Origin of the sequence: Nocardia barduliensis (assembly GCF_013315795.1) — a bacterium.
Taxonomy (GTDB): Bacteria; Actinomycetota; Actinomycetes; order Mycobacteriales; family Mycobacteriaceae; genus Nocardia; species Nocardia barduliensis.
Window position 1 is genome coordinate 1 of sequence record NZ_JABLTE010000004.1, and the last position, 23,618, is coordinate 23,618.

Annotated in this window: 22 protein-coding genes; 10 read left to right on the forward strand and 12 right to left on the reverse strand. The window is 68.1% G+C overall.

Features of this window, described 5'->3' with window-relative positions:
• The first annotated feature begins 1,023 nt into the window (after positions 1-1,023).
• The 6 genes from HOV91_RS02930 to HOV91_RS02955 all read left to right on the forward strand — a co-directional run bounded on the left by HOV91_RS02930 (position 1,024) and on the right by HOV91_RS02955 (position 8,461).
• A complete protein-coding gene (locus tag HOV91_RS02930) occupies positions 1,024-2,091 on the forward strand; it encodes an N-acetylmuramoyl-L-alanine amidase (protein ID WP_174183875.1) in 1,068 nt (355 codons plus the stop codon).
• A gap of 14 nt (positions 2,092-2,105) precedes the next feature.
• Positions 2,106-2,327, forward strand: coding sequence for a hypothetical protein (locus HOV91_RS02935; protein ID WP_174183876.1), 222 nt, complete (start codon positions 2,106-2,108; stop codon positions 2,325-2,327).
• A complete protein-coding gene (locus HOV91_RS02940) occupies positions 2,324-2,761 on the forward strand; it encodes a hypothetical protein (RefSeq protein ID WP_174183877.1) in 438 nt (145 codons plus the stop codon). The genes HOV91_RS02935 and HOV91_RS02940 overlap by 4 nt, the downstream gene beginning before the upstream one ends.
• The gene (locus HOV91_RS02945; RefSeq protein ID WP_174183878.1) at positions 2,758-3,063 is read left to right on the forward strand and encodes a hypothetical protein; all 306 of its coding nucleotides are present in this window, start codon (positions 2,758-2,760) and stop codon (positions 3,061-3,063) included. Before HOV91_RS02940 ends, HOV91_RS02945 begins: the two co-directional genes overlap by 4 nt.
• 336 nt (positions 3,064-3,399) lie before the next feature.
• The gene (locus HOV91_RS02950) at positions 3,400-7,332 is read left to right on the forward strand and encodes a beta strand repeat-containing protein (RefSeq protein ID WP_174183879.1); all 3,933 of its coding nucleotides are present in this window, start codon (positions 3,400-3,402) and stop codon (positions 7,330-7,332) included.
• A gap of 121 nt (positions 7,333-7,453) precedes the next feature.
• Positions 7,454-8,461, forward strand: a complete 1,008-nt coding sequence (locus HOV91_RS02955) for a hypothetical protein (protein WP_174183880.1) — start codon at positions 7,454-7,456, stop codon at positions 8,459-8,461.
• A gap of 219 nt (positions 8,462-8,680) precedes the next feature.
• On the opposite strand, the gene HOV91_RS02960 is transcribed toward HOV91_RS02955, so the two are convergent.
• The 5 genes from HOV91_RS02960 to dxr all read right to left on the reverse strand — a co-directional run bounded on the left by HOV91_RS02960 (position 8,681) and on the right by dxr (position 15,285).
• Positions 8,681-10,468, reverse strand: a complete 1,788-nt coding sequence (locus HOV91_RS02960; RefSeq protein ID WP_174183881.1) for a penicillin-binding transpeptidase domain-containing protein — start codon at positions 10,466-10,468, stop codon at positions 8,681-8,683.
• A gap of 74 nt (positions 10,469-10,542) precedes the next feature.
• Positions 10,543-11,406: a GNAT family N-acetyltransferase gene (locus HOV91_RS02965; protein ID WP_174183882.1), complete on the reverse strand. Its 864-nt coding sequence runs from the start codon at positions 11,404-11,406 to the stop codon at positions 10,543-10,545.
• A gap of 67 nt (positions 11,407-11,473) precedes the next feature.
• A complete protein-coding gene (gene ispG, locus HOV91_RS02970; protein WP_174183883.1) occupies positions 11,474-12,628 on the reverse strand; it encodes a flavodoxin-dependent (E)-4-hydroxy-3-methylbut-2-enyl-diphosphate synthase in 1,155 nt (384 codons plus the stop codon).
• A 151-nt stretch (positions 12,629-12,779) separates the two neighbouring features.
• A complete protein-coding gene (locus HOV91_RS02975; protein ID WP_174183884.1) occupies positions 12,780-13,982 on the reverse strand; it encodes a M50 family metallopeptidase in 1,203 nt (400 codons plus the stop codon).
• Between the two features lie 163 nt (positions 13,983-14,145).
• The gene (dxr, locus tag HOV91_RS02980) at positions 14,146-15,285 is read right to left on the reverse strand and encodes a 1-deoxy-D-xylulose-5-phosphate reductoisomerase (protein WP_174183885.1); all 1,140 of its coding nucleotides are present in this window, start codon (positions 15,283-15,285) and stop codon (positions 14,146-14,148) included.
• 145 nt (positions 15,286-15,430) lie between these two features.
• On the opposite strand from dxr, the gene HOV91_RS02985 reads away from it, so the two are divergent.
• The gene (locus HOV91_RS02985) at positions 15,431-15,697 is read left to right on the forward strand and encodes a DUF2631 domain-containing protein (RefSeq protein WP_043728783.1); all 267 of its coding nucleotides are present in this window, start codon (positions 15,431-15,433) and stop codon (positions 15,695-15,697) included.
• A gap of 141 nt (positions 15,698-15,838) precedes the next feature.
• Positions 15,839-16,153: a hypothetical protein gene (locus HOV91_RS02990; protein WP_174183886.1), complete on the forward strand. Its 315-nt coding sequence runs from the start codon at positions 15,839-15,841 to the stop codon at positions 16,151-16,153.
• 51 nt (positions 16,154-16,204) lie between these two features.
• On the opposite strand, the gene HOV91_RS02995 is transcribed toward HOV91_RS02990, so the two are convergent.
• Complete coding sequence (locus HOV91_RS02995) at positions 16,205-17,125, reverse strand: LysR family transcriptional regulator (RefSeq protein WP_174183887.1); 921 nt, start codon at positions 17,123-17,125, stop codon at positions 16,205-16,207.
• Positions 17,126-17,186: 61 nt separating this feature from the next.
• Here HOV91_RS02995 and HOV91_RS03000 point away from each other — a divergent pair, with 61 nt between their 5' ends.
• Entirely contained in the window at positions 17,187-17,600 is a 414-nt protein-coding gene (locus HOV91_RS03000; RefSeq protein ID WP_174183888.1) for a DUF5997 family protein, read from the forward strand.
• Positions 17,601-17,605: 5 nt separating this feature from the next.
• Here HOV91_RS03000 and rlmN read toward each other — a convergent pair whose 3' ends face one another.
• Positions 17,606-18,715: a dual-specificity RNA methyltransferase RlmN gene (gene rlmN, locus HOV91_RS03005; protein WP_217439357.1), complete on the reverse strand. Its 1,110-nt coding sequence runs from the start codon at positions 18,713-18,715 to the stop codon at positions 17,606-17,608.
• 124 nt (positions 18,716-18,839) lie between these two features.
• Here rlmN and HOV91_RS03010 point away from each other — a divergent pair, with 124 nt between their 5' ends.
• Complete coding sequence (locus tag HOV91_RS03010) at positions 18,840-19,202, forward strand: LapA family protein (protein WP_174183890.1); 363 nt, start codon at positions 18,840-18,842, stop codon at positions 19,200-19,202.
• A 9-nt stretch (positions 19,203-19,211) separates the two neighbouring features.
• Here HOV91_RS03010 and HOV91_RS03015 read toward each other — a convergent pair whose 3' ends face one another.
• The 5 genes from HOV91_RS03015 to rpsB form a co-directional block, all read right to left on the reverse strand.
• Positions 19,212-20,138 (reverse strand): phosphatidate cytidylyltransferase, encoded by a 927-nt coding sequence (locus HOV91_RS03015; RefSeq protein WP_438822624.1) that lies wholly within the window; start codon positions 20,136-20,138, stop codon positions 19,212-19,214.
• Between the two features lie 191 nt (positions 20,139-20,329).
• Positions 20,330-20,887 (reverse strand): ribosome recycling factor, encoded by a 558-nt coding sequence (gene frr, locus HOV91_RS03020; RefSeq protein WP_040868343.1) that lies wholly within the window; start codon positions 20,885-20,887, stop codon positions 20,330-20,332.
• Positions 20,888-20,937: 50 nt separating this feature from the next.
• Entirely contained in the window at positions 20,938-21,666 is a 729-nt protein-coding gene (gene pyrH / locus HOV91_RS03025; RefSeq protein WP_174183891.1) for a UMP kinase, read from the reverse strand.
• Between the two features lie 193 nt (positions 21,667-21,859).
• Complete coding sequence (gene tsf / locus HOV91_RS03030) at positions 21,860-22,684, reverse strand: translation elongation factor Ts (protein WP_174183892.1); 825 nt, start codon at positions 22,682-22,684, stop codon at positions 21,860-21,862.
• Positions 22,685-22,783: 99 nt separating this feature from the next.
• Positions 22,784-23,596: a 30S ribosomal protein S2 gene (rpsB, locus tag HOV91_RS03035; protein WP_174183893.1), complete on the reverse strand. Its 813-nt coding sequence runs from the start codon at positions 23,594-23,596 to the stop codon at positions 22,784-22,786.
• Positions 23,597-23,618: the final 22 nt, after the last annotated feature.

A 23,618-nucleotide genomic window follows, 5' to 3' on the forward strand; every position in this document is an offset into this window, starting at 1 on the left:
CCCGTGGCCCCATCCCCCGATGGGCCAACCGCCCGCCGCATTCCCGGGCCACTACCAGCCGCCGCCGCAGTGAGCCTTCCCCCGATCTCGGTCCCCACCCCGGGTGGAATCCGCGGCACGATCACCGGCAACCGGGTTCACCGACCTGCGACCGTGAGCTTCGAAGCCATCGCAACGACTTTGACGATCGACTCCACTGCGTAGATGACCGCCGTCGCCCCGGCCGGGAGTCACGCAGGTCGTCACCGCCTCCGGCGGAACCAGCAACGAGGGCACACCTACCTCTGATCGAGGCCGCATCATGGGCCGTCGCCGGTATCCGGCGGCGGCCCGATCGCATTGCGGGGCATCCGTGGTCCGAGCACCGGATAGGGCACCCGATCCTGATCGAAGCCGCCGAGGGGCAGACGGACAACGCAGAACAGCGACAGACGCTGTGCCCGTTCGGGTTCGGTTCAGTGGTCTCCGTAGCCGGAATCAGCGGTGGGCGGGCTGCCGCACCACGCTCGCGAGAAGCGCCGTACGGCAACGCCGGACGGGTGCGATCCGCCGCGGCGGCGTGCACCGGTCAACACCTGGCAACGATCCGGAAAACGGACAAAAACGGATGGCGGGACGCGTTGCCGAAGCGCTGTTCCTGGGGCATTAATGGATATTACCGGGCCACAGACAGAGTCGGGCGCCCCCCGGTATCGAGGATCCAGCAAACAGGGAGGCAGCGATATGCCTACTTTCCTCTCCCCTTCCTCGGGGCATGACTGGTGGCGTCCCCGTGTCAGCGTGACCGGCATCCCGGTCGAGGACACCGCTGCGGTACCCGCGGGTGCGAGACACCACGAACCGTCCTCCTTCGCATACGGGTTCGACTAGTTCGTCAGCGAACCCGACGTCCCGGCGCAATCCGAGTCGCGGGGCCCGGCTGCCTATCGAGGGGTGCAGTCCGGATCCCCCGCGACCCGATTCGCCCATCCTCGGCGATCGATGGTCGCCGCACCGCAATCCGATTCATCGGGAGGCACGACGATGATGCCACCGGAATACACCGAACTCGCTCGCATGGGCGCCTCCGGGTCCTCGCGCCACGGCGCGCGGATCACCAACTTCCTGCTGCACACGCAGGAGGGCGACGGCACGGCCGAGAGCCTGGCGAGCTACCTCAACGATCCCGGCCACGGGGTCAGTTACCACTACACGGTGCGCGACGGCGTCGTGTGCGACGTCGTCGACACCGACCTCGCGAGTTGGTCGGTGCTGGACGCGAATCCGTACACGATCAACCTGTGCTTCGCCGGAAGCCGGGCCGGCTGGGGCCCCGACGACTGGGCACAGATCGACGGGGACATCCGGATCGCCGCATGGCTGGCCGTACAGGACGCGCGGCGACACGGCTTCGCCACCGACGTCATCGCGCCGCCCTATGAGCAGCGCGAGGGCTTGAGCGACCACAATTACGTCACCGACTGCCTCGGCATCGGCACCCATACCGACGTCGGCTTCAACTTCCCGTGGGCCCGGTTCATGGGCTACGTCGAGGAATACGCCTCCGGCGCACCTACCGGACCACCGCCGAGCGCGATCGACGATACCTACGCCGTGAATCCCTGGCTCGGTGAGCGGATCAGCGGCAGCTCCGTGACCGCGGACCGAGTGGGCCGATACGCCCAGTTCACGCACGGCTATATCTACTGGCATCCCGCGACCGGCGCGCATCCGATCCCCCACACACTGTGGTCGAGGTTCGGCGAGTTGGGCTGGGAAGTGGGCCCACTCGGATATCCGGTCACCGACTGCACCGTGCTGACCGGACCCGACGGCTTCGAGTGGGGCGAGGTCCAGGGCTTTCAAGGCGGCGCGCTGTACCGGCGTGACGGCACGAAGACCTACTGGGTGCACGGCGCGATCCGCGCCCGCTGGCACCGCAGCGGCTCCGAGAACGGCCGGCTCGGCTGGCCGACCTCCGACGAGATCGCCTGGGACACCGGTACCTACCAGACCTTCGAGAACGGTCTCGTCTACTGGACGCCGCGCCAGACCCTGGCCACGGTGACCGCCGACGGAATCGATGAACCCCTGCACGATTCGCACAACTGAGAAAGGGAAAACCGATGAACAAGTTGATCACCATCCTGCGCAGTGAGCCCGTCCGCGCCTTGCTCTACCCACTGCTGGTAGCGCTGATCGGGTACGGCGTCACCAAGGGCGTCCTCTCCTCCGACCTCTCCGGTTTCGTCCTCGCCATAGTGGCGGCGGCGCTGGGCCTCCCGGCGGTCGAGTCGGCCCGCCACCGGGTGAGCCCGGCGCCACCGGACAGCGGTGAACCCGCATGAGGACCCCGAAAGGCACGACCCGGCACGACCCCTTCGAGGTGGTGCTGTGCGCCGTCTTCGGCGTCTCGATGCTGTTGCAGTGCGTCTACGGCCCGCCGCAGGGCTCGGCCACCGCGGCCATGCCCTCGGGATTCCGCACCTTGTGGCTGGTCCTCATGCTGGTCGGCTGCACCGCGACGCTGGTCGGCCTGTTCGCCCGGCGTGTCTGGGGCTATCTGGTCGAGCAAGTCGGTCTCGGGGCACTCGGCTGGTCGTTGGTGGCCTTCGGAGCGCAGCTGATGCTGCTGCAGATCCAGCACGGAACCCTCGGGCCTGCCACGGTTCTCGGGGGTCCGCTGCCGATCGCGCTGGGCGTCGCGTTCCTGTGGAAGCGCCGACAGGTGCTGCAGGACGTCCGGACGTTGCACGGGGTGAAGATTCGGGAGGCGTCATGAACATCGTCCAGCAGTCGCCGATCTTCGCGGCGCTCCTGCTCATCGCCAGTTCATCGGTGCTCTCGGCGGCCGTGACGGCGTGGTTCAAGCGCGGCGACGTCGACGCCACCATGACCAAGACGAAGGCCGACGCCGCGAAGGTACTGAGCGACCTTGCCATTTCGCAGACCCAGCAGATGTCCGAGCAGATGGGGGCGTTCCGGATGGCACTGCGGGTGCACCGCGAGTGGGATCGGAAGATGGTGACTCGGGCACGGCAGGCGGGCATCGAATTCGACGACCCGCCCGAGCTGTTCCTGTGACGCTGAAAGGGACCTCCGGCGTCGGAAGTTGACGAACATTCCGGATGGTCGCCAATCGTTCGCCGAGACCGCAGCTCTCGGCGGGCTGCGCGGTACCGGTGTGCCCACCGGCAGCGCCGCAGCACTGTCGAAATCACTGCTGCCACAACGCCTGCCAGGACGTTCGTGCCGCAACCTGCCGCACCGCTACCGATCCGAAAACGGACCAAAACGGATCGCCAGACACGTTGCCAGGCACCGAGTCAGAGGCGTTAATGGAGATAGCCGGGCCGTTGAAGAGCGGCGGGCGCCCCCCGGTGCAGAGGAATCATCACCACGGCAAAAGGAGGCAGCGCCATGCCTACCATCACTTCCCTCTCCCCGACATCAGGGCCCGTAACGGGCGGAACCAGTGTCGTGATCACCGGAACCGGATTCGGCGGTCCGACGACCGTTCGGTTCGGTGGTACGGCGACCACTTTCACGATCGACTCGCCCACCCAGATCACCGCCATCGCGCCTGCCGGTTCGGTCGGTACGGTGCAGGTGACCGTTACCGACCCGGGGGGAACCAGCAACGGCCTTCCCTATACCTATGTCCCGGTTCCCGCGTTGAACAGCATCAACCCCAACCAAGGGTCCACCGGAGGCGGGACGACGGTCACGCTCACCGGATCGGGCTTCACGGGAGCCACCGCGGTCAATTTCGGCAGCACACCGGCGACGTCGTTCACCGTCAACTCCGACACGCAGATCACGGCTGTCACGCCCGCCGGAACCGGGATCGTGCCGGTCACGGTCACCGGTCCGGGTGGCACCAGCGGTGCGGTGCCGTTCATCTACGTGGTCGTCCCGACGATCACCGCCATTTCGCCGACGGCCGGGCCCGCCTCGGGCGGTAACACCGTCACGATCACCGGCACCGGGTTCACCGGCCCGCTGACCGTCCGGTTCGGCAACACCGCAACCATCTTCACGGTGAATTCGCCCACCCAGATCACCGCCGTCGCGCCTCCCGGCACGGGAAGTGTGCAGGTCACGGTCACCGGCTCGGGTGGGACCAGCAACGGCGTCACCTACACCTACGCCGGTGTCCCCGCGCTGACCAGCCTCGCGCCCACCACCGGCCCGACCACCGGCGGAACCACGGTCATCATCACCGGCACGGGCCTGTCGACCGCTAGCGCGGTGAACTTCGGTGGCACACCGGCCACCTCGTTCGTCGTGAACTCCGACACCCAGATCACCGCCGTCGCGCCGGCCGGAACGGGGACCGCGCAGGTCACCGTCACCACCGCGGGCGGAACCACCAACGGCCTTCCCTTCACCTACGTGGCGGTGCCCGCCATCACCACGCTGGTGCCGAATGCCGGTCCGGTCAGCGGCGGGACGACGGTCGTCATCACGGGAACGAATCTGACGGGAGCGACGGCGGTCAACTTCGGTGCCACACCGGCGAGCTCGTTCACCGTCAACTCGGCTACCCAGATCACGGCGGTCGCCCCGGCCGGGACCGGGACGGTGCAGGTCACCGTCGCGACACCCGGCGGAACCAGCAACGGCCTCGCCTACACCTACATTCCAGTGCCCGCCATCACCACGCTGGTGCCGAACGTAGGACCGGTCACCGGCGGGACGACGGTCGTCATCACCGGCACCGGACTGACCGGAGCAACCGCGGTCAACTTCGGCGCCACACCGGCCGCCTCGTTCGTCGTCAACTCCGACACCCAGATCACCGCGGTCGCCCCTGCGGGAACCGGGACCGTGGGAGTGACCGTCACCACCGCTGGTGGAACGAGTAACGCCGCTGCCTACACCTACGTCGCGGTGCCCGCCCTCACTACAGTGGTTCCGAGCGTAGGACCGGTCTCGGGTGGGACCACGGTCGTCATCACCGGCACCGGACTGACCGGAGCAACCGCGGTCAACTTCGGCGCCACACCGGCGACCTCGTTCGTCGTCAACTCCGACACCCAGATCACCGCGGTCGCCCCTGCGGGAACCGGGACCGTGGGAGTGACCGTCACCACCGCTGGTGGAACCACCAACGCCGTCGCCTACACCTACGTCGCACTGCCCACTGTCACCGCAGTGGTGCCGAACGCGGGCGTGGAAGCAGGCGGGACGACGGTCGTCATCACCGGCACCGGACTGACCGGAACCACTGCGGTCAATTTCGGCGCCACACCGGCGACCTCGTTCACCGTCAACTCCGACACCCAGATCACGGCCACCGCTCCCGCCGGGACCGGAACCGTGCAACTGACCGTCACCACCCCGGGCGGAACCAGTAGCGGCGTCGCCTACACCTACATCCCCGTCCCCGCCGTGACCGTGGTGGTGCCGAATGTGGGTCCGGCGACCGGCGGTACGACGGTGGTCATCACCGGAACGGGATTCACGGGAGCGACGGCGGTGAACTTCGGCGCCACACCGGCGACCTCGTTCAGCGTGGACTCCGCCACCCAGATCACGGCCATCGCTCCCGCCGGGACCGGAACCGTGCAACTGACCGTCACCACCCCGGGCGGAACCAGTAGCGGCGTCGCCTACACCTATATCCCGGTGCCCACCCTGACCACGACGGTCCCCAATGTGGGCTCCGTATCGGGCGGCACGACAGTCGTTCTCACCGGAACAGGACTGACCGGCACCACCGCGGTGAACTTCGGCGCCACACCGGCCACCTCGTTCACCGTGGACTCCGCCACCCAGATCACCGCTGTCGCCCCGGCCGGAACCGGGACGGTGCAAGTCACCGCCGTCACGCCCGGCGGGACCAGCAATGGTGTCGCCTACACCTACATCCCGATACCCGCTTTGACCACAGTGGTACCGAACGTAGGACCGGTCACCGGCGGGACGATCGTCGTCGTCACCGGTACGGGGCTGTCCACCACCTCCGCGGTGAACTTCGGTGCCACACCGGCCACCTCGTTCATCGTCGACTCCGACACGCAGATCACGGCCGTCGCCCCGGCGGGGACCGGAACTGTGCAGGTCACGGCAACCACCGCGGGTGGTGTCAGCAACGGCGTCGCCTACACCTACGTCGCGCTGCCCACGCTCACCGCTTCGGTTCCGAGCCTGGGATCGGTCTCCGGCGGCACGACCGTCGTCCTCACCGGGACGAACCTGTCCGGAACGACCGCGGTGAACTTCGGTGCCACACCGGCCACCTCGTTCACCGTGGACTCGCCCACGCAGATCACCGCCGTCGCCCCGGCGGGGACCGGGATCGTGCAGATCACCGCAACCACCCCGGGCGGAACCACCAACGGCGTCGTCTACACCTACGTCGCGGTTCCCACGCTCACCGTGGCGGCCCCGAATGTGGGCACGGAAGCGGGCGGCACGACCGTCGTTCTCACCGGAACGAACCTGTCCGGAACGACCGCGGTGAACTTCGGTGCCACACCGGCCACCTCGTTCACCATCGACTCCGCCACCCAGATCACCGCCGTCGCCCCCGCCGGGACCGGAACCGTGCAGGTCACGGCTACCACCGCGGGCGGGACCAGCAACGGCGTCGCCTACACCTACATTCCGGTGCCCGCCCTCACCGTGGGCGTGCCGAGCGTAGGACCGGCTGCGGGCGGCACGACCGTCGTTCTCACCGGAACGAACCTGTCCGGAACGACCGCGGTGAACTTCGGTGCCACACCGGCCACCTCGTTCACCGTCGACTCCGCCACCCAGGTCACCGCGGTCGCCCCAGCCGGGACCGGAATAGTGCAGATCACCGCCACCACCTCCGGCGGGACCAGCAACGGCGTCGCCTACACCTACATCGCGACGCCCGGCCTGACCACTCTGCTTCCGAACGTGGGCTTGGCAACCGGCGGAACCGTCGTCGTCCTCACCGGGACCGATCTGACCGGCACGACCGCGGTCGATTTCGGCGGCACGCCGGCGACCTCGTTCACGATCGACTCACCGACCCAGATCACCGCCGTAGCGCCCGCCGGGACCGGTACGGTGCAAGTCACCGCCACCACCTCCGGCGGAACCAGCAACGGCCTCGCCTTCACCTACATCGCGGTTCCGACCCTCTCGGTCGTGCTCCCGAACGTAGGACCGGCGGCCGGTGGCACGACAGTCGTCCTCACCGGGACGGACCTGACAGGCACCACGGCCGTCGACTTCGGCGGCACACCGGCAACTTCGTTCACCGTCGATTCCGCAACACAGATCACCGCCGTCACTCCCGCCGGAACGGGAACAGTGCAAGTCACCGCGACCAACTCCGGAGGAACCAGTAATGGTCTCCCATTCATCTATATCTGACGGCTGATGCGGCTGGGCCGTCGGCAGGCTATTGCCGGCGGCCCAGTCTCGTTGCGGTCGAGCCAATACAACAGAGTCTCCTTCACCGTCGAGGGAGGCTGCAGGGGTAAGGGGGTTTTCGTTGGCGACCGTACTGAAGATGCTGCTAGCGGAGCGGCATCTGAAAAGTCATCCGGATTTCCTTGTCGCGTACGACCGATGCGCGGCGCAGCTGGACCCGCCCATTCCCCCAGGGCATGGGCCGGCGAAAGCGCAGTATTACCAGTGGCTGTCCGGGCGCATGATCGGGCTTCCACGCGACTATCACTGCCGGGTGCTCGAGAAGATGTTTCCCGGCTGGACAGTTGAAGGATTGTTCCAAATGGCCAACTCGACACCGGCGGGCACGCAATCACTCGGACCGGGGCCTTCCGGCACCGATGTCCGGCTCGAGGCGTTCCTGGGGGTGGAGACCAGCACCAGGGGAACTACGCTGGTCTACCCCTCGTTCGAGCTGACCGGGTCGTCCGTGGACGCACTGCGGGCGGCGGGGATCTCCCGGCGGCGAATATTCGGGAAGCAAGAGGGTGCCTTCCCGGATCGCCCCGTCGATATCCCCTCGGTAGTGGCGGAGAACGATTTTCGCGGACTGCTGTACATGTTCTCTTTGCTGCAGCGCCACACCAGCATTCGAGCCGAGGTCCGTAGCGACCGATACATGGTCACCCACTACGACCGCCCTTACATCAGTTTCGGGCTGAGCGGCAACAACTGCACCCGGTTGTATGCGCACATCGTCGACGACCCGCTGTTCACCATCCATGACAGCGGCGCGGAGGACGGCCTGGCAGCGGTGCGCTTGGAGCTGATCGACGGAAGCCGGTACGACTCGAACGACGACCGCAATATCGGCGTCGTCGCGCGAGTGCGGCCGAACGCGGATCAGCATCCCGATCGCTACTGGTTCTATTGCGGCGGTTTGGGGCCACGCGGCACCGCCGGAGCGGGCTGGTTTCTGGCCGACTCGTGGCTTTCGCTCCAGCACCGTGTCGGGGATCGCGAATTCGTCGCGGTCATCGGCGTCGACGAATATTCGGACCGGACGACCAGTTTGGAGCATCTGCTGATCGCCTCGCCCGAACGGAAATGAAAGGCACGCACACCGTCGTCGGCCCGGACAGTGCGAACAGCACTGTCCGGGCTGCGCGGACGCATCGGCGCCCGCCCCCGCGGCGGGCTCCGGTCCGAGCTCGACGAAGGAGGACAGTGGTGAACTCTCGGTCGACATTGGTTCGCACGGTGCGGTTCCCCGCGCCGCGGCACCATGAGGTCCTGGTCTGGGTCGTTCCCGTATGGGAGCGACGAGGAATCAATAACCGGCGGGCAAGGCCGCGAGCATGTCCCGCGTCACCGCGACGGCATTGTCGGAGCTGCCGCCTTTGACCAGCAGCGTGGCGAAGGCGATGTCGCCACGGAAGCCGACGAACCAGGAGTGCGACCCACCGTCGGCTTCGGCCTCGCCGGTCTTGCCGTACACCTCGCCCTGATCGGCGATGCGCTCCGCCGTGCCGCCGACGACTACCTTGCGCATCATCGCGCGCAGTCCTTCGACGACGTCGGGCGCGAGAGCCGGACGGTCGCCGTCGATCCGGGTGGGCCGTCCCGTGATCAGGTAGGGCACGGGCGCCGAACCGTTCGCGATGGTCGCCGCCATGAGCGCCATGCCGAACGGGCTGACCACCACTTTGCCCTGGCCGATGCCGTCCTCGGTGCGCTGGATCAGGTCCTCGGTGGGCGGCACGGAGCCGGAGGTGGTGGGTAGCCCGACCACCGAATAGGTCGGCCCGACACCGAGCTTCGCGGCGGTCTCGTGCAGGGCGCGACCGGGCAGCGCACTGGCGAGTTTGGCGAACGAGGTGTTGCAGGACCGTTCGTAGGCGGTGGACATCGGCACATTGCCGACTGTGAACATGTTGTAGTTGGGGATGGTCCGCTCACCGATGACGATCCGGTTCGGGCACGGCAGCACCGTGTCGGGTGTCGCCAGACCGTTCGACATGGCGGCAGCGGCGGTCACCGTCTTGAACACCGAGCCCGGCGGATACTGACCGATCGTCGCGAGGGGCCCGTCCCGATCGGCGGCCTTGTTCTGCGCGACCGCCAGAATCGCGCCGGTGGACGGCCGCAGCACCACCATCATGGTCTGCTCGGCCCGCGGCCGCACGGCGCGCTGGGCGGCGATCTGCACGTTGCGGTCGACGCTGAGCGAGAACGACGGGGCGGGCTGCGAGGGCACCTCCATCAGCACATCCGTGTCGGCGCCGTTGGCGTTCATGGTGACCACGCTCCAGCCCGCTTTGCCGTCCACCTCCGCGATCACCGTCTTGCGCACCTGGGTGAGCAGATCGGGCGCGAACTCCCGATCCGTCGCGACCAGATCCCACTGCTGGGTGAGCGTGACGCCGGGCAATCCGATGAGATCGGTGATCACCTGGCCGGATTCGACTTCGTTGAGCAGGGCGACGGTGTAAGTACCCCGAGCCGCCTTCGCCGCGTCGAGAATCGACTGCGGTGTCAGCGACTGGTCGAAACGATGCAGCGCGGCGGCCAGCGCGGTGGAGACCGTCGCGGGATCGGCGGCGTCCTCCACGGCGAAGGCGACCCGGGATACTTTGCCGGGCACCATGACGTCGGTGCCGGACTGCTCGTTGACCCGCGATCGCGGCGGCGGATTCGACCGCAACGCCATGGTCTGGGTGTCGCCGAGTTTCGGATGGATGTTCGAGGAGGTCCAGCGGACCATCCAGCGCCCGTTACTGCGGCCCATCTGCAACTGGCCCGAGTACTTCCAGGTCCGGTTCTTCGGCAGCCGCCACTCGTAGGTGTAGTCGACGGTCGCGGTGTCGCCGGTGACGCGCGCCGCACCGGTGCGCGCGGTGAGTTGCTCGGCCTGGAGTTGGTCCCATGCGGAACGCAGTGCGCCGCTCGCTCGCTGCGGCAGATTGGTGAACTCCGCGGCGGCGCTCACCCGGTGCTCGGCGAACGCCTTGACGAACGCGTCCGCTGCGGGAACAGGTCCCTGCGGCGCGCTCGCACAACCAGCCGCGGCCACGGTGAGGGCCGCGGCCGCGAGCGCGAGGATCATCCGAGTCGACATCGGCACCGATGGTAGTAGTCACTGACGGGCAAACGCCTGCGGCACTCCGGAATTCGCCGTGCCGACCGGCGCGCTCAGTCGACCAGGACGGTGGCGAAGGTGGCGATCTGCCGGAACCCGACCCGGCTGTAGGCACGGCGGGCGATCGCGTTGTAGTCGTTCACGTACAGGCTCGCGGTGCGGCCGGAGGCGACCACGGCGTTCGCGACCGCCGCGGTGCCAGCGGTGCCGCGCCCCCGCCCCCGATGGTCCGGATGCACCCAGACCCCTTGGATCTGACCGGTGCGCCGGGACAGCGAGCCGATCTCGGCCTTGAACACCACTTCCCCGTCCTCGAAACGGGCCCAGGCACGGCCGGATTCGATCAGGCTCTGGATCCGGCGGCGATAGCCGCGGCCGCCATCACCCGCGCGCGGGTCGACGCCGACTTCCTCGATGAACATGGCGATCGCGGCGGAGAGGTAGCGGTCGAGTTCGTCGCGCCGCACCCGCCGGACTTCCTGGTCGGGTGTGGCCAGCGGCGGCTGGGCCAGCGCGAGTAGCGGTTGTTCCCCGCGCAGCTCACGCTCGGGGCCCCAGTGCCGGGTCAGCATCTCCCACAGCGGCAACGCCAATTCCCTGCGGCCGACCACCGAGGAGCAGATCCGCGGCCACCGGATCGCCCGGTCGGCGAACGCGCGCAGTGCGTCACGGTCGCCGAGCAGCGGCACGAGGTTCGCACCCGAGAAACACAGCGACTCCGCGGGGCCGCCCCGGGACCAGAGCTCACCCTGCCCGCACCTGGCATCCAGGCCGAACTCCTGCAACCGGGCCGCGACCATACACGAGGCCACCGGATCGGCATCCAGCACACGTAGCACCTGGGCTAGGTCCCGATTAGCGAGCTGCCGCGCAGGGGCGTATTTGGCCCGTCGCGCCGGCTCCAGCAGACTCCGCACGATCACAGCCTGCCACGAACCGGCGCGATGCGGTACGTCTCCGCGGAAAGCCGTGGTAGGCGGCGGCTCAGCCGACGGTGACGACCGGCTCGCCGGCGGCGTCCTCACCCATCTCCTCGGCGATGCGCATCGCCTCTTCGATGAGCGTCTCGACGATCTGCGCCTCCGGGACGGTCTTGATGACCTCGCCCTTGACGAAGATCTGGCCCTTGCCGTTGCCGGAAGCCACGCCCAGATCGGCTTCGCGCGCCTCACCGGGGCCGTTCACCACGCAGCCCATGACGGCCACCCGCAGCGGCACCGCCATGCCCTCCAGACCGGCGCTCACCTCGTTGGCCAGCGTGTACACGTCCACCTGCGCGCGCCCGCAGGAGGGGCACGACACGATCTCCAACTTGCGCGGGCGCAGGTTCAGCGATTGCAGGATCTGCCCGCCGACCTTGACCTCCTCGGCGGGCGGCGCGGACAGCGAAACGCGAATCGTGTCGCCGATACCCTCCGACAGCAGCGCGCCGAAGGCGACGGCCGACTTGATCGTGCCCTGGAACGCCGGGCCCGCCTCGGTGACGCCGAGATGCAGCGGATAGTCGCACTGCGCGGCCAGCTGGCGGTAGGCCTCCACCATGATCACGGGGTCGTTGTGCTTGACCGAGATCTTGATGTCGCCGAAGCCGTGCTCCTCGAACAGGCTCGCCTCCCACAGCGCCGACTCCACCAGCGCTTCCGGCGTGGCCTTGCCGTACTTCTCCATCATCCGCTTGTCCAGCGAACCGGCGTTCACGCCGATGCGGATCGGGATTCCCGCGGCGCCCGCGGCCTTGGCGACCTCCTTGACCCGGCCGTCGAACTCCTTGATGTTGCCCGGGTTCACCCGCACCGCCGCGCAGCCGGCATCGATCGCGGCGAAGATGTAGCGCGGCTGGAAGTGGATGTCGGCGATCACCGGAATCTGGGATTTCCGCGCGATCGTGGCCAGCGCGTCCGCGTCCTCTTGACGCGGGCAGGCCACCCGCACGATGTCGCACCCCGACGCGGTCAGCTCCGCGATCTGCTGCAGGGTGGCGTTCACGTCGTGCGTCTTGGTCGTGGTCATGGACTGCACCGAGATCGGGTGAGCACTGCCCACCCCGACATTGCCCACCATCAACTGGCGGGTCTTACGCCGTGGAGCGAGCACTGCCGCGGGAGCGGTCGGCATCCCCAATCCGATTGTGCTGGTCACCTTCGGCTGCCTACTTTCATCGTGTCCGGCCGGTTCGGTGCCGAGTCTAGCCTTGGCGCACGACGCCCACCCTGTGACAGCAACGACAAGGCTTCCCCGGTGACCACGCCAGACTACGTCGCGAACCGCGCGGCACGGCCGCCGGCCCGGCTCAGGGGAACAGTTTGATCGGGTTGACGATGTCGGCGGCCAGGGTGAGCAGCATGTACGCGCCGCCCATCACCACGAACACGTAGGTGACGGGAAGTAGTTTCAGATAGTTCACCGGCGCACCGGGAGCCAGGCCCTTCCAGCCACGCACGGTATTGCGGATCTTCTCGTAGAGCACCACCGCGATGTGGCCGCCGTCGAGCGGCAACAGCGGCAGCACGTTGAACGCGCCGAGGAAGAAGTTCAGGCTGGCGAGCATCATCACGAACACCTGCCACAGGCCCGCCTCGGCACTCTCGCCGCCGATACGGCTGGCTCCGTAGACGCTGACCGGAGTGTCCGCGTCGCGGTCGCCGCCCGTGACGGCCTCCCACAAGTCCACGACCTTGGCCGGCATCTGCATCAAGGACTTGAAGACCTCCACCGCGAGATCACCCGTGAACGCGACGGACGCGGGGATCGCAGGCAGGAGGCTGTACTGCTCGGGCTCATAGAAATCCTGGCCGACCCCGATAGCGCTGACCTCACGTCCCGGACCGCCGTCGTCCGGGTAGCGCATCACGCGCTCCGGCGTCACCGGGATCACCAGCGTGCGCCCGTCGCGCTCGACGGTGTAGGTGATGGTTGCCGTCGCCTTCTGCGTCTCGACCACGAATTGCTGCCACGTCTCGACCGGAACGTCGTTGACCTTGGTGACCACGTCACCACGCTGCAGACCCGCTTGCTGCGCCGGACCCGGCCCAGCGCAGTCCTGCTGAACTTTGCCGGGAAGCTCGCTTCGGACACAGCTCATGGCACCCAGCGCGGTCGGCGCGGGTTGCTCCAGACTGGGCAAGCCCCAGCCGACGGCCAGCGCCACGATCAGGATGAAACCGAGCACGAAGTTCATCGCGATGCCACCGGACATGACGAGCAGACGCTTCCAGGTGGCCTGGCGGTACATGGCGCGGTCGAGTTCCTCCGGACGGAGTTCGTCCAGCGCCGTCATGCCCGCGATATCGCAGAAGCCGCCGAGCGGAAGCGCCTTCAGGCCGTACTCGGTCTCGCCGCGGCGGAACGAGAAGATCTTCGGTCCGAAGCCGATGAAATACCGGCGCACTTTCATTCCGGTCGCCTGGGCGGCCCACATGTGCCCACATTCGTGCAGCGCGATCGACACCGTGATGCCGAGCGCGAACAGCGCGAATCCCAACGCGAACACCATCTGCTCTACAGCCCTCCTGCGCTTGCGCCAGCTCTGAATCCCGCACGCACGCGTCCGCACCTGGCCGCGAGCACTCTGTTCACCCTAACCGGACATAGGTCTGCCCTGTGTTCAGTGTGCCAGGAGGCCGTGGGTTGGCGAGTCCGATCCCGCCCAGACCGAGTCAGCCGCGGACCCGAGCGGCGGCGAACTCGCGCGCCCAGCGGTCCGCGGCGAGCACCTCGTCGAGCGATTCCGGCTCGGCGCGCCACCGCTCGGCGGCCTCGACCGCGGCGGCCACCGTCCGCACGATCTCGGGGAAGCGGATGGCGCCGTCGAGGAATGCCTGCACCGCGACCTCGTTGGCGGCGTTGTACACCGCGGTGACGCTGCCACCGGCCTGACCGGCGGCGCGGGCCAGCTCGACGGCCGGGAAGACGTCGTTGTCGACCGGCTCGAACGTCCAGGTGGACGCGGTGCCGAAATCGCAGGCAGCGGCGGCGCCGGGCACCCGGTCCGGCCAGCCGAGAGCCAGCGCGATGGGCAGTCTCATGTCCGGCGGGCTGGCTTGGGCGAGGGTGGAACCGTCGGTGAAGGTGACCATGGAATGCACGATCGACTGCGGATGCACGGTGACGTCGATGCGGTCGTAGGGAATCCCGAACAGCAGGTGGGTCTCGATCAGTTCGAGGCCCTTGTTCACCAGCGAAGCCGAGTTCAAGGTGTTCATCAGGCCCATCGACCAGGTGGGATGCGCTTTGGCCTCGGCTGGCTCGACCGAATCCAGCATCTCGGCGGTCCAGCCGCGGAACGGGCCGCCCGATGCGGTCAGCACCAGCCGGTCGACCTCGTCGGCGCGCCCGCCGCGCAGGCACTGCGCCAGCGCGGAATGTTCCGAGTCGACCGGGACGATCTGTCCGGGAGCGGCGGCGCGTGTGACCAGGGAACCACCAGCGACCAGCGATTCCTTGTTGGCCAGGGCGAGCCGGGTGCCCGACTGGAGGGTGGCCAGCGTCGGCTCCAGTCCCAGCGAACCCACCAGAGCGTTGAGCACGACGTCCGCCTCGGTGCGGCGCACCAGCTCGGTCACGGCCCCCGGGCCACCGAGCGGCAGGTCCAACTGCTGGGCCGCGGCCGGATCGGCGACGGCGACATTGCGCGTGCCCGTGGCGGTCATCTGGGCGGCGAGCAGCTCGGTGTTGCCGCCGCGCGCGGCGAGTCCGACCACCTCGAAGCGGTCGGGATTGGCGGCGATCACCTCGAGCGCCTGGGTGCCTATGGATCCGGTGCTGCCCAGCAGCAGGACTCTCACGATGTCGGACACGACATCATTGTGTCCTACCCGGCGCAACCCGTCCGACGGGCGCGGGCCGACTTACAACGACACACCGTCGTATGTCACGATATCCGGCAGCAGCTCATCGAGTGCGTACCGGAATCGCGGTACAAGTAACAGCTAAGGAGCGATCGTGGCCGCCACGGAACTCGAACACGCCGACACCGAGCGCGTCGTCACTCGCGTGGATCCCGCCGAAGTTCCCTCCGCCGCCTGGGGTTGGAGCGGCGAGTCGCGTCGCACCTTCCGGATCGCGGGCTGGATCGTCGCGCTGATCCTGCTGGCCATGCTGATCGGCAACCACAGCGGCAAGGTCGAGGACATCTTCCTGGTCGGCTTCGCCGCCCTCATCGCGGGCATCCTGATCCGCGACTCGGTGCTGCAGCGCAAGCCGCGCTAGTCTCCTTTTCGGAAAGTCTTCTCGCACAACTTCATTCGTCCTGTACCGCGCGGCGGCAGCCCGGTACCGTGTGCGTCCGGGTCCGCGTCCCAGCCAGGTCGCGGACCTCGGTTTCCGTTCGCACAAGACCCTTAGGACGCAATGATCAAGACCTGTTCAGCCGCCCTGCTCGCCGCGAGCGCGTTCGGTTCGCTGCTGTTGCTGCCCGCCGCGCCCGCGCACGCCCAGTCCCCGGCGTGCGGCGCGGCCATCGACGCGATCAACGCCGCTATCGACAAGTCGGGCGGGAACCTGGACCCGACCGTGCAGCAGTCCCTGGCCGCCGAACTCTCGGCCATCGAGGCCGAGGGCGCGGAGAAGGACGCCATCGCCGCCTACGCCCGTGCCCTCACCGACGACAAGGTCGCGAGCATGGACCCGGCGACCGACGAACTGAACCGGGTCTGCAAGGGCTGACCAACGCGCGGCGGCGCGGATCGGCCGTGATCCGCGCCGCCACCGGATCGGCTAGCGCCCGCGCCGCCGGGCGGGTTTCTTCTTCGCCGGAGCGGGGCGACCACTCGCCTTCTTCGCCGCGGTCTTCTTTCGCGGCTCGTCGTCCTCGGCGCGGGCCGGGGCGCGGGAGCTGCGCTCGGAACGTCCGCGTACGACGCCGATGAAATCCTCGACCAGGTCGCTGGTGTGGCCGACCGGCCAGGCCAGCGCGACCTCCGTGTCCGGGACGTCGAGCAGCGGCCGGTAGACGAGGTCGCGGCGGTGGTGCAGGCGGGCGAGCGAGTGGGGCACGATCGCCGCGCCCCCGGCCGCCGCGACGAGTTCCAGCGCGCCGGCGACCGCGTCGAGGTCCGAGGTGTCCTGGAGGCGCTCGTCGGCCAGGTCGGCCAAGCGCACCTCGTCGAATACCGACAGCGGGTGTTCCTTCTGCACCACCACGACGGGGACCTCCCGGTAGAGCGGAATGGCGCTCATGCCCGCGCGGTCGATCGGCAGCCGGACGAAGCACATGTCGACAGCTCCCTCGCGCAACGCCACTTCTTGGCCCGCCTGCGCCAGCGCGATCACCTCGAGCGGGGTCTGCGGGAACCGCTCACCCCAGATCCGGGTCCACTTCGACACGGTCACGCCGGGCACGAAACCCACGCGCAGGCCCGCGGGAGCTTCCGGCTGCTCCCCGGCCGCCGAGTCCGCCCGGCTGATCACCTCGCGTGCCTGCTCCAGCAGCGCACGCCCGTCGTCGGTGAGCTGGGTCGGCTGTGCCCCGGGCACGAAAAGCTTTGTGCCCAGCTCGTTCTCCAAGTCGATGACGGTGTGGCTCAGCTTCTGCCGCGAGATGTGCAGCGCTTTCGCCGCGCGCGCGAAATGCAGTTCCTGCGCGACCGCGACGAACCAGCGCAGGCGCACCAGATCGATGGACTCCAACCGGCTCATTCGTGGAAGCGTATGCCACCGCGCGGTCGGGGCCCGCCGCGCCGCCCAGTAAGCTGTATCGGTGAGCCCGGACAAGAAACCGCAGATGATGAAGCCGCTGACCGCGGCGAACAAGCTCGGCATCTACCTTCCGGCCGCGCCCGAGGAATTCCGCAACGCGCCGATCTCCCGCGCCCAGCTCGACGCGCTGCGCGACGATCCCCCCGAATGGCTCACCGAGCTGCGCCGCACCGGCCCGTTTCCCCGCGACGTCGTGGCACGCAAGCTCGGTGTCTCCAACGCCGGCTTGGCCCGCGCCGAGGTGTCCGACGCCCTGACCGCCGACGAGATCAGCACGCTGCTGGCCGACCCGCCGGAATGGCTCGTCCGCGAACGGGAGAACCTCGCCGCGGTGCGCGCGGAGAACGCCCGGATCAAGGCGAAAGAAGCCGAACGCCGCGCCGCCAGCAACCGCCCGGCGAAGAACCGCGGGTAGCGTTCTCAGTTCTCCGCGGCCAGCTGTCCGCACGCGGCGGCGATCTCCTGACCGCGGGTATCGCGAACCGTGCAGGGCACGCCCTTGGCGTTGACGCGGCGGACGAACTCCTGCTCGACCGGCTTGGGGCTGGCGTCCCACTTGGAGCCCGGGGTGGGGTTGAGCGGGATGACGTTGACGTGCACGCGCGAGCCGAGCGCCTTGTGCAGCTTCTCGCCCAGCATGTCCGCGCGCCACGGGTGGTCGTTGATGTCACGGATGAGCGCGTACTCGACCGAGACGCGGCGACCGGTCTTGTCGGCGTAGTAGCGCGCCGCGTCGAGCACCTCGGCGACCGGCCAGCGATTGTTGACCGGCACCAGGGTGTCGCGCAGTTCGTCGTCGGGCGTGTGCAGCGAGACCGCGAGCGTGACCGACAATCCCTCCTCGGCCAGCTTGCGGATTGCCGGAGCCAGCCCCACGGTCGAGACCACGACGTTGCGCTGCGAGATGCCCAGGCCGTCCGGCGCGGAGGAGGTGATCCGGCGGACCGCGGCGACCACCCGCTTGTAGTTGGCCAGCGGCTCGCCCATGCCCATGAAGACGATGTTGGACAGCCGGCCCGGCCCGCCCGCGACTTCCCCGTCCCGCAGCGCGGCGGCCGCGGCGCGCACCTGGTCGACGATCTCGGCGGTGGACAGGTTGCGGTTCAGCCCGCCCTGACCGGTAGCGCAGAACGGGCACGCCATACCGCAACCCGCCTGGCTGGAGATGCACAGCGTCGCGCGGTCGGGGTAGCGCATCAGCACGCTTTCCAGCAGCGTGCCGTCGCCCGCGCGCCACAGCGTCTTGCGGGTCTCCCCCTCGTCACACGCCACGTGCTTGACGACGCTCAGCAGCGGCGGGAACAGCGCCGCGCCGATCTTCTCCCGCACCGTGGCGGGCAGATCCGTCATCCGCGCGGGGTCGGCCTGCAGGCGCGCGTAGTACTGGCGGGCGATCTGATCGGCGCGGAACTTCGGCAGACCCAGTTCCTCGACGGCCGCGCGCCTGCCCTCGGCATCGAGATCGGCGAGATGGCGCGGCGGCATGCCACGGCGCGGAGCATCGAAAACCAGGGGCAGGGAGACGGTCATAGTTGCTCCATTCTCCCATTCGCCGGAACTACCCCTGCACTCGACCGCGTGCGAGCGGTCCGACATGCGCGGTTCGTCGCGGGAAATACCTGCGGCCGCGATAGCCGTCGGCCATGATCGAGATATGTCCACGCACCCCGAACAGCCGGCGGAGCCGGACCCGGACCTGTCGCAGCGTCAACGCACGACGCCGCCGGGCGTTCCGCCGGTCGCTCCCACCACGAAATCCGTCGCAACCAAGACGTCACTGTCCACGCGCACCGGCTATGCCTGGACCGGGCTCGTCGCGGGCATCCTGATCCTGATCCTGTTGCTGATCTTCATCGTGCAGAACCTCGAACAGGTCCAAGTGCACTTCTTCTTCTGGGACTTCTCGCTGCCGCTCGGCGTCACCGTGCTGCTGTCGATGATCGGCGGCGCAGCCGTCATGGCGTCGGTGGGCGGGGTTCGCATCCTGCAGCTGCGCCGCGCGGCCAAGAAGGGCTGACACCGCGGATCACAGCAGCGTCGAGAGCACCAGCCAGGAGACGAACGCCGAGGGGAGCATGGAGTCGAGGCGGTCCATGATGCCGCCGTGGCCCGGCAGCAGCGTGCCCATGTCCTTGATCCCCAGTTCGCGCTTGATCTGCGATTCGATCAGATCCCCGCAGGTGGCCACCAGCACCAGGCCGACGCCGAGCACGACGCCGATCATCGAGTTGGCCTCCAGCAGCAGCGTCACCGTGAGCAGGCCACCGATCACGCTGAACACCAGCGAGCCGCAGAAACCCTCCCACGACTTCTTCGGGCTGATCGAGGGCACCATCGGATGCTTGCCGAACAGCACGCCCGCCACGTAACCGCCGACATCGGAGCAGACCACCAGGATCATGAAAGTGAGCACCCGCAGGTTGCCGTCCGGCTCGAGCAGCAGCAAGGTCGCGAACGAAGCGAGCAGCGGAATCCAGGCCAGCGTGAACACCGTGATAGCGGTGTCGCGCAAGAAGTTTCGCGGCGCGGTCCGCAAGCCGTGATCGAACAGCCGCCACACCATGCAGATCAGCGTGGTGGCGGCGAACGCGCCGGCGACACCGCTGGCGCCGTAGGGCCAGCCGAGCCAGAACACCGCCTGACCGCCCACGATCAGCGGGACGCGCGGGACGAGCACGTCGGCTTCGCGCAGCCGCTTGGCGACCTCCCAGGTGGCCACGCCGACACCGGCCGCGGCGACGCCGATGAAGACCTTCGGCACGAACAGCAGGATCGCGATCAGCGAGAGACCGAGTCCGAAGCCGACGGTCAGCGCGGCGGGCAGATTGCGTCCCGCGCGCGAACCACTCGGCGCGGGAGCGCTGTGGGCGGGCGGTGTGTCGGGCCCGGACACCGCGGGGCCGCCTAACGGTTCATAACCGGACGCACCAGCATCGTGCGCGCGCTCCTGCATCGCATCGGCTGTCCCGTTCACCGGCGGCTCCTCTGCCGCACCGGTCGCGGCGGCGTTCTCGGCCACGATTGTCCCGTCGCTCAACTCGTCGTTCCGTTCGTCCCCCGCCCGGGCGGGCCCTCCGCTTGTCTTCGGCGGCACTCGCTGACCTGGCCTCCTCCGGGCCCGTCCCGCCTGCCGACCGATCCGCGTCAGACCTCGAGCAGTTCGGCTTCCTTGTGCTTCACCAGTTCGTCGACCTGGCCGACATACTTGGCGGTGGTCTTGTCGAGCTCCTTCTCGGCGCGCCCGACCTCGTCCTCCCCCGCTTCGCCATCCTTCTGGATGCGCGACAGTTCGTCCATCGCCTTGCGACGGACATTGCGAATGGCGACCTTGGCGTCCTCGCCCTTGCCCCTCGCCTGCTTGGCGAGTTCCCGGCGGCGCTCCTCGGTCAATTGCGGCACCGAGATCCGGATGATGTCACCGTTGTTCGTCGGGTTGACGCCGAGATCCGAGTTGCGGATCGCTGTTTCGATCGCCCCGAGCTGGCCCGCCTCGTACGGCTTGATCACGACCATGCGCGGCTCCGGCACCGTGATGCTGGACATCTGGGTGATCGGGGTCGGCGACCCGTAGTAGTCGACGACGACCCGGGAGAACATGCCCGGGTTCGCCCGACCGGTGCGAATGGTTCCGAGATCGTCCTTCGCCACCGAGACGGCCTTCTCCATCTTCTCCTCGGCGTCGAAGAGCGCTTCTTCAATCACGACCGTTTCCTCCACAGCGTCGTCATGTCATGATCCGCGGTCTGCGGGTATCAGGACCGAACCAGTGTGCCGATCTTCTCACCGGCGACCGCGCGGGCGATATTGCCCTTGGTCAACAAATTGAACACCAGAATCGGCATCTGGTTGTCCATGCACAAGCTGAAGGCGGTCGCGTCGGCGACCTTGAGGTCGCGCTCGATGACCTCTTTGTGGGTGATCTCGGAGTACATGGTCGCGGTCTCGTCGACGCGCGGGTCGGCGGTGAACACCCCGTCGACCGCCTTGGCCATCAAAACCACGTCCGCACCGATCTCCAGCGCGCGCTGCGCTGCCGTGGTGTCGGTGGAGAAGTACGGCATGCCCATGCCGGCTCCGAAGATGACCACGCGACCCTTCTCCAGGTGCCGTTTGGCGCGCAGCGGAAGGTAGGGCTCGGCGACCTGTCCCATGGTGATCGCGGTCTGCACCCGCGTGTCCACGCCCTGCTGTTGCAGGAAGTCTTGCAGCGCAAGGCTGTTCATCACGGTGCCGAGCATGCCCATATAGTCGGAGCGCGCGCGTTCCATGCCGCGCTCCTCGAGCTCGGCGCCGCGGAAGAAGTTGCCGCCGCCGATCACCACGGCCACCTGGACACCGCTGGCGACCACCTCGGCGATCTGCTCGGCGACCGTCTGCACGACATCCGGGTCGAGACCGACCTTGCCTCCGCCGAACATCTCGCCGCCGAGTTTCAGCAGTACCCGGCGATATCCTGGGCGATCGGTCCCCGGGTCCGTCATGGGTCTCCAGTCTCCTTAGGCGAGGGATTGTGGTTCTTCCGGCGATTCGTAGCTCACGGCAGGCGCCTGTGACGTAGAGCAAGGCAGAGCGGCATCCATCCTGCCCTATTCGGTTCGAGCGGCAGCAGAAGGCCCCCCGTCAACCGGCGTTCGTTCGGTCGGCGGGGGGCCTGCACGCTGGGGGTGCGGCGACTCAGTTGGCGCCGACCTCGAAGCGGGCGAAGCGGGTGACGGTGACACCGGCCTCGTCCAGCAGCGCCTTGACGGTCTTCTTCGAATCGGTGACCGACGGCTGCTCCAGCAGCACGACGTCCTTGAAGAAGCCGTTGACGCGGCCCTCGGTGATCTTCGGCAGCGCGGCCTCGGGCTTGCCCTCCTCGCGAGCGGTCTGCTCGGCGATGCGGCGCTCGTTCTCCACGATGTCGGCCGGAACCTCGTCGCGGGTCACGTACTTGGCCTTGAGCGCGGCCACCTGCATGGCGGCGGCACGGGCGGCCTCGGCCGCGGCGTCGCCCTCACCGGTGTACTCGACCAGCACGCCCACGGCGGGCGGCAGGTCCGAGGCACGCTTGTGCAGGTAGGTGGCGACCGGGCCGTCCAGCGAGATGACCCGGCGCAGCTCGAGCTTCTCGCCGATCTTCGCGGCGAGCGCCTGCACGGCCTCGTCGACGGTCTTGCCGCCCAGGTCCAGCGCCTTCAGCGACTCCAGGTCACCGGGCTTCGCGGCCGCCGCCACGGCGACGACCTGCTCGGCCAGCTGCTGGAACTCCGCGTTCTTCGCGACGAAGTCGGTCTCGGAGTTGATCTCGACCATGACGCCGTCCTTGGCGGCGACCAGGCCTTCGGCGGTGGTGCGCTCGGCACGCTTGCCGACGTCTTTCGCGCCCTTGATGCGCAGCAGCTCGACGGCCTTGTCGAAATCACCGTCGGTCTCGGCCAGCGCGTTCTTGCAGTCCATCATGCCGGAGCCGGTCAGCTCCCGGAGCCGCTTCACATCGGCAGCGGTGTAGTTCGCCATTCTCGGCGAGCCTCCTTTGGAGAAGTGTGGGTGTTGGCAGCGGCGATCACGATGGCACTCGCTCGTGATCGCCGCCGAAACAGCTGGTTACGACGAGTCTCAGGCCTCGGCCGAGCTCTCGGCGGCCTCGGCGCCGGGTGCGGCCTGCGCGAGCAGCTCCTGCTCCCACTCGGCCAGCGGCTCGCCCGCGCCCGCTTCCGGCTTCTCGTCGCCCGCGGACACACCGGCGCGCGCCTGCACACCCTCGGCCACCGCGGAGGCGACGACCTTGGTCAGCAGGGCGGCGGAGCGGATCGCGTCGTCGTTGCCCGGGATCGGGTAGTCGACCAGGTCGGGGTCGCAGTTGGTGTCCAGGATCGCGATGACCGGGATGTTCAGCTTGCGCGCCTCGCCGACGGCGATGTGCTCCTTGTTGGTGTCGACGACCCAGATGGCCGAGGGCACCTTCTGCATGTCGCGGATACCGCCGAGGGTGCGCTCCAGCTTGTTCATCTCACGCGTCAGCATGAGGATTTCCTTCTTGGTGCGACCCTCGAAGCCACCGGTCTGCTCCATGGCCTCGAGCTCCTTGAGGCGCTGCAGGCGCTTGTGCACGGTGGAGAAGTTGGTGAGCATGCCGCCCAGCCAGCGCTGGTTGACATACGGCATCCCGACGCGAGTCGCCTCGGCCGCGATCGACTCCTGGGCCTGCTTCTTGGTGCCGACGAAGAGGACGGTGCCACCGTGGGCGACGGTCTCCTTGACGAACTCGTAGGCCTTGTCGATGTAGGTCAGCGTCTGCTGCAGGTCGATGATGTAGATGCCGTTGCGGTCGGTGAAGATGAACCGCTTCATCTTCGGGTTCCAGCGCCGGGTCTGGTGTCCGAAGTGCGCGCCGCTGTCGAGCAGCTGCTTCATGGTTACGACAGCCATAGCTCCCGTATCTCTCTTTCGT

Coding starts and splice junctions, on each gene's coding strand:
- HOV91_RS02975 (WP_174183884.1), bottom strand. CDS start 13,982: ATGGTGTTCGCGTTGGGATTCGCGCTGTTCGCGCTCGGCATCACGGTG.
- HOV91_RS02990 (WP_174183886.1), top strand. CDS start 15,839: ATGATCAAGACCTGTTCAGCCGCCCTGCTCGCCGCGAGCGCGTTCGGT.
- HOV91_RS02960 (WP_174183881.1), bottom strand. CDS start 10,468: ATGTCGACTCGGATGATCCTCGCGCTCGCGGCCGCGGCCCTCACCGTG.
- HOV91_RS03010 (WP_174183890.1), top strand. CDS start 18,840: ATGTCCACGCACCCCGAACAGCCGGCGGAGCCGGACCCGGACCTGTCG.
- HOV91_RS02950 (WP_174183879.1), top strand. CDS start 3,400: ATGCCTACCATCACTTCCCTCTCCCCGACATCAGGGCCCGTAACGGGC.
- HOV91_RS02930 (WP_174183875.1), top strand. CDS start 1,024: ATGATGCCACCGGAATACACCGAACTCGCTCGCATGGGCGCCTCCGGG.
- HOV91_RS03015 (WP_438822624.1), bottom strand. CDS start 20,138: ATGCAGGAGCGCGCGCACGATGCTGGTGCGTCCGGTTATGAACCGTTA.
- tsf (WP_174183892.1), bottom strand. CDS start 22,684: ATGGCGAACTACACCGCTGCCGATGTGAAGCGGCTCCGGGAGCTGACC.
- HOV91_RS02945 (WP_174183878.1), top strand. CDS start 2,758: ATGAACATCGTCCAGCAGTCGCCGATCTTCGCGGCGCTCCTGCTCATC.
- rpsB (WP_174183893.1), bottom strand. CDS start 23,596: ATGGCTGTCGTAACCATGAAGCAGCTGCTCGACAGCGGCGCGCACTTC.
- pyrH (WP_174183891.1), bottom strand. CDS start 21,666: ATGACGGACCCGGGGACCGATCGCCCAGGATATCGCCGGGTACTGCTG.
- HOV91_RS02995 (WP_174183887.1), bottom strand. CDS start 17,125: ATGAGCCGGTTGGAGTCCATCGATCTGGTGCGCCTGCGCTGGTTCGTC.
- HOV91_RS02940 (WP_174183877.1), top strand. CDS start 2,324: ATGAGGACCCCGAAAGGCACGACCCGGCACGACCCCTTCGAGGTGGTG.
- rlmN (WP_217439357.1), bottom strand. CDS start 18,715: ATGACCGTCTCCCTGCCCCTGGTTTTCGATGCTCCGCGCCGTGGCATG.
- HOV91_RS02935 (WP_174183876.1), top strand. CDS start 2,106: ATGAACAAGTTGATCACCATCCTGCGCAGTGAGCCCGTCCGCGCCTTG.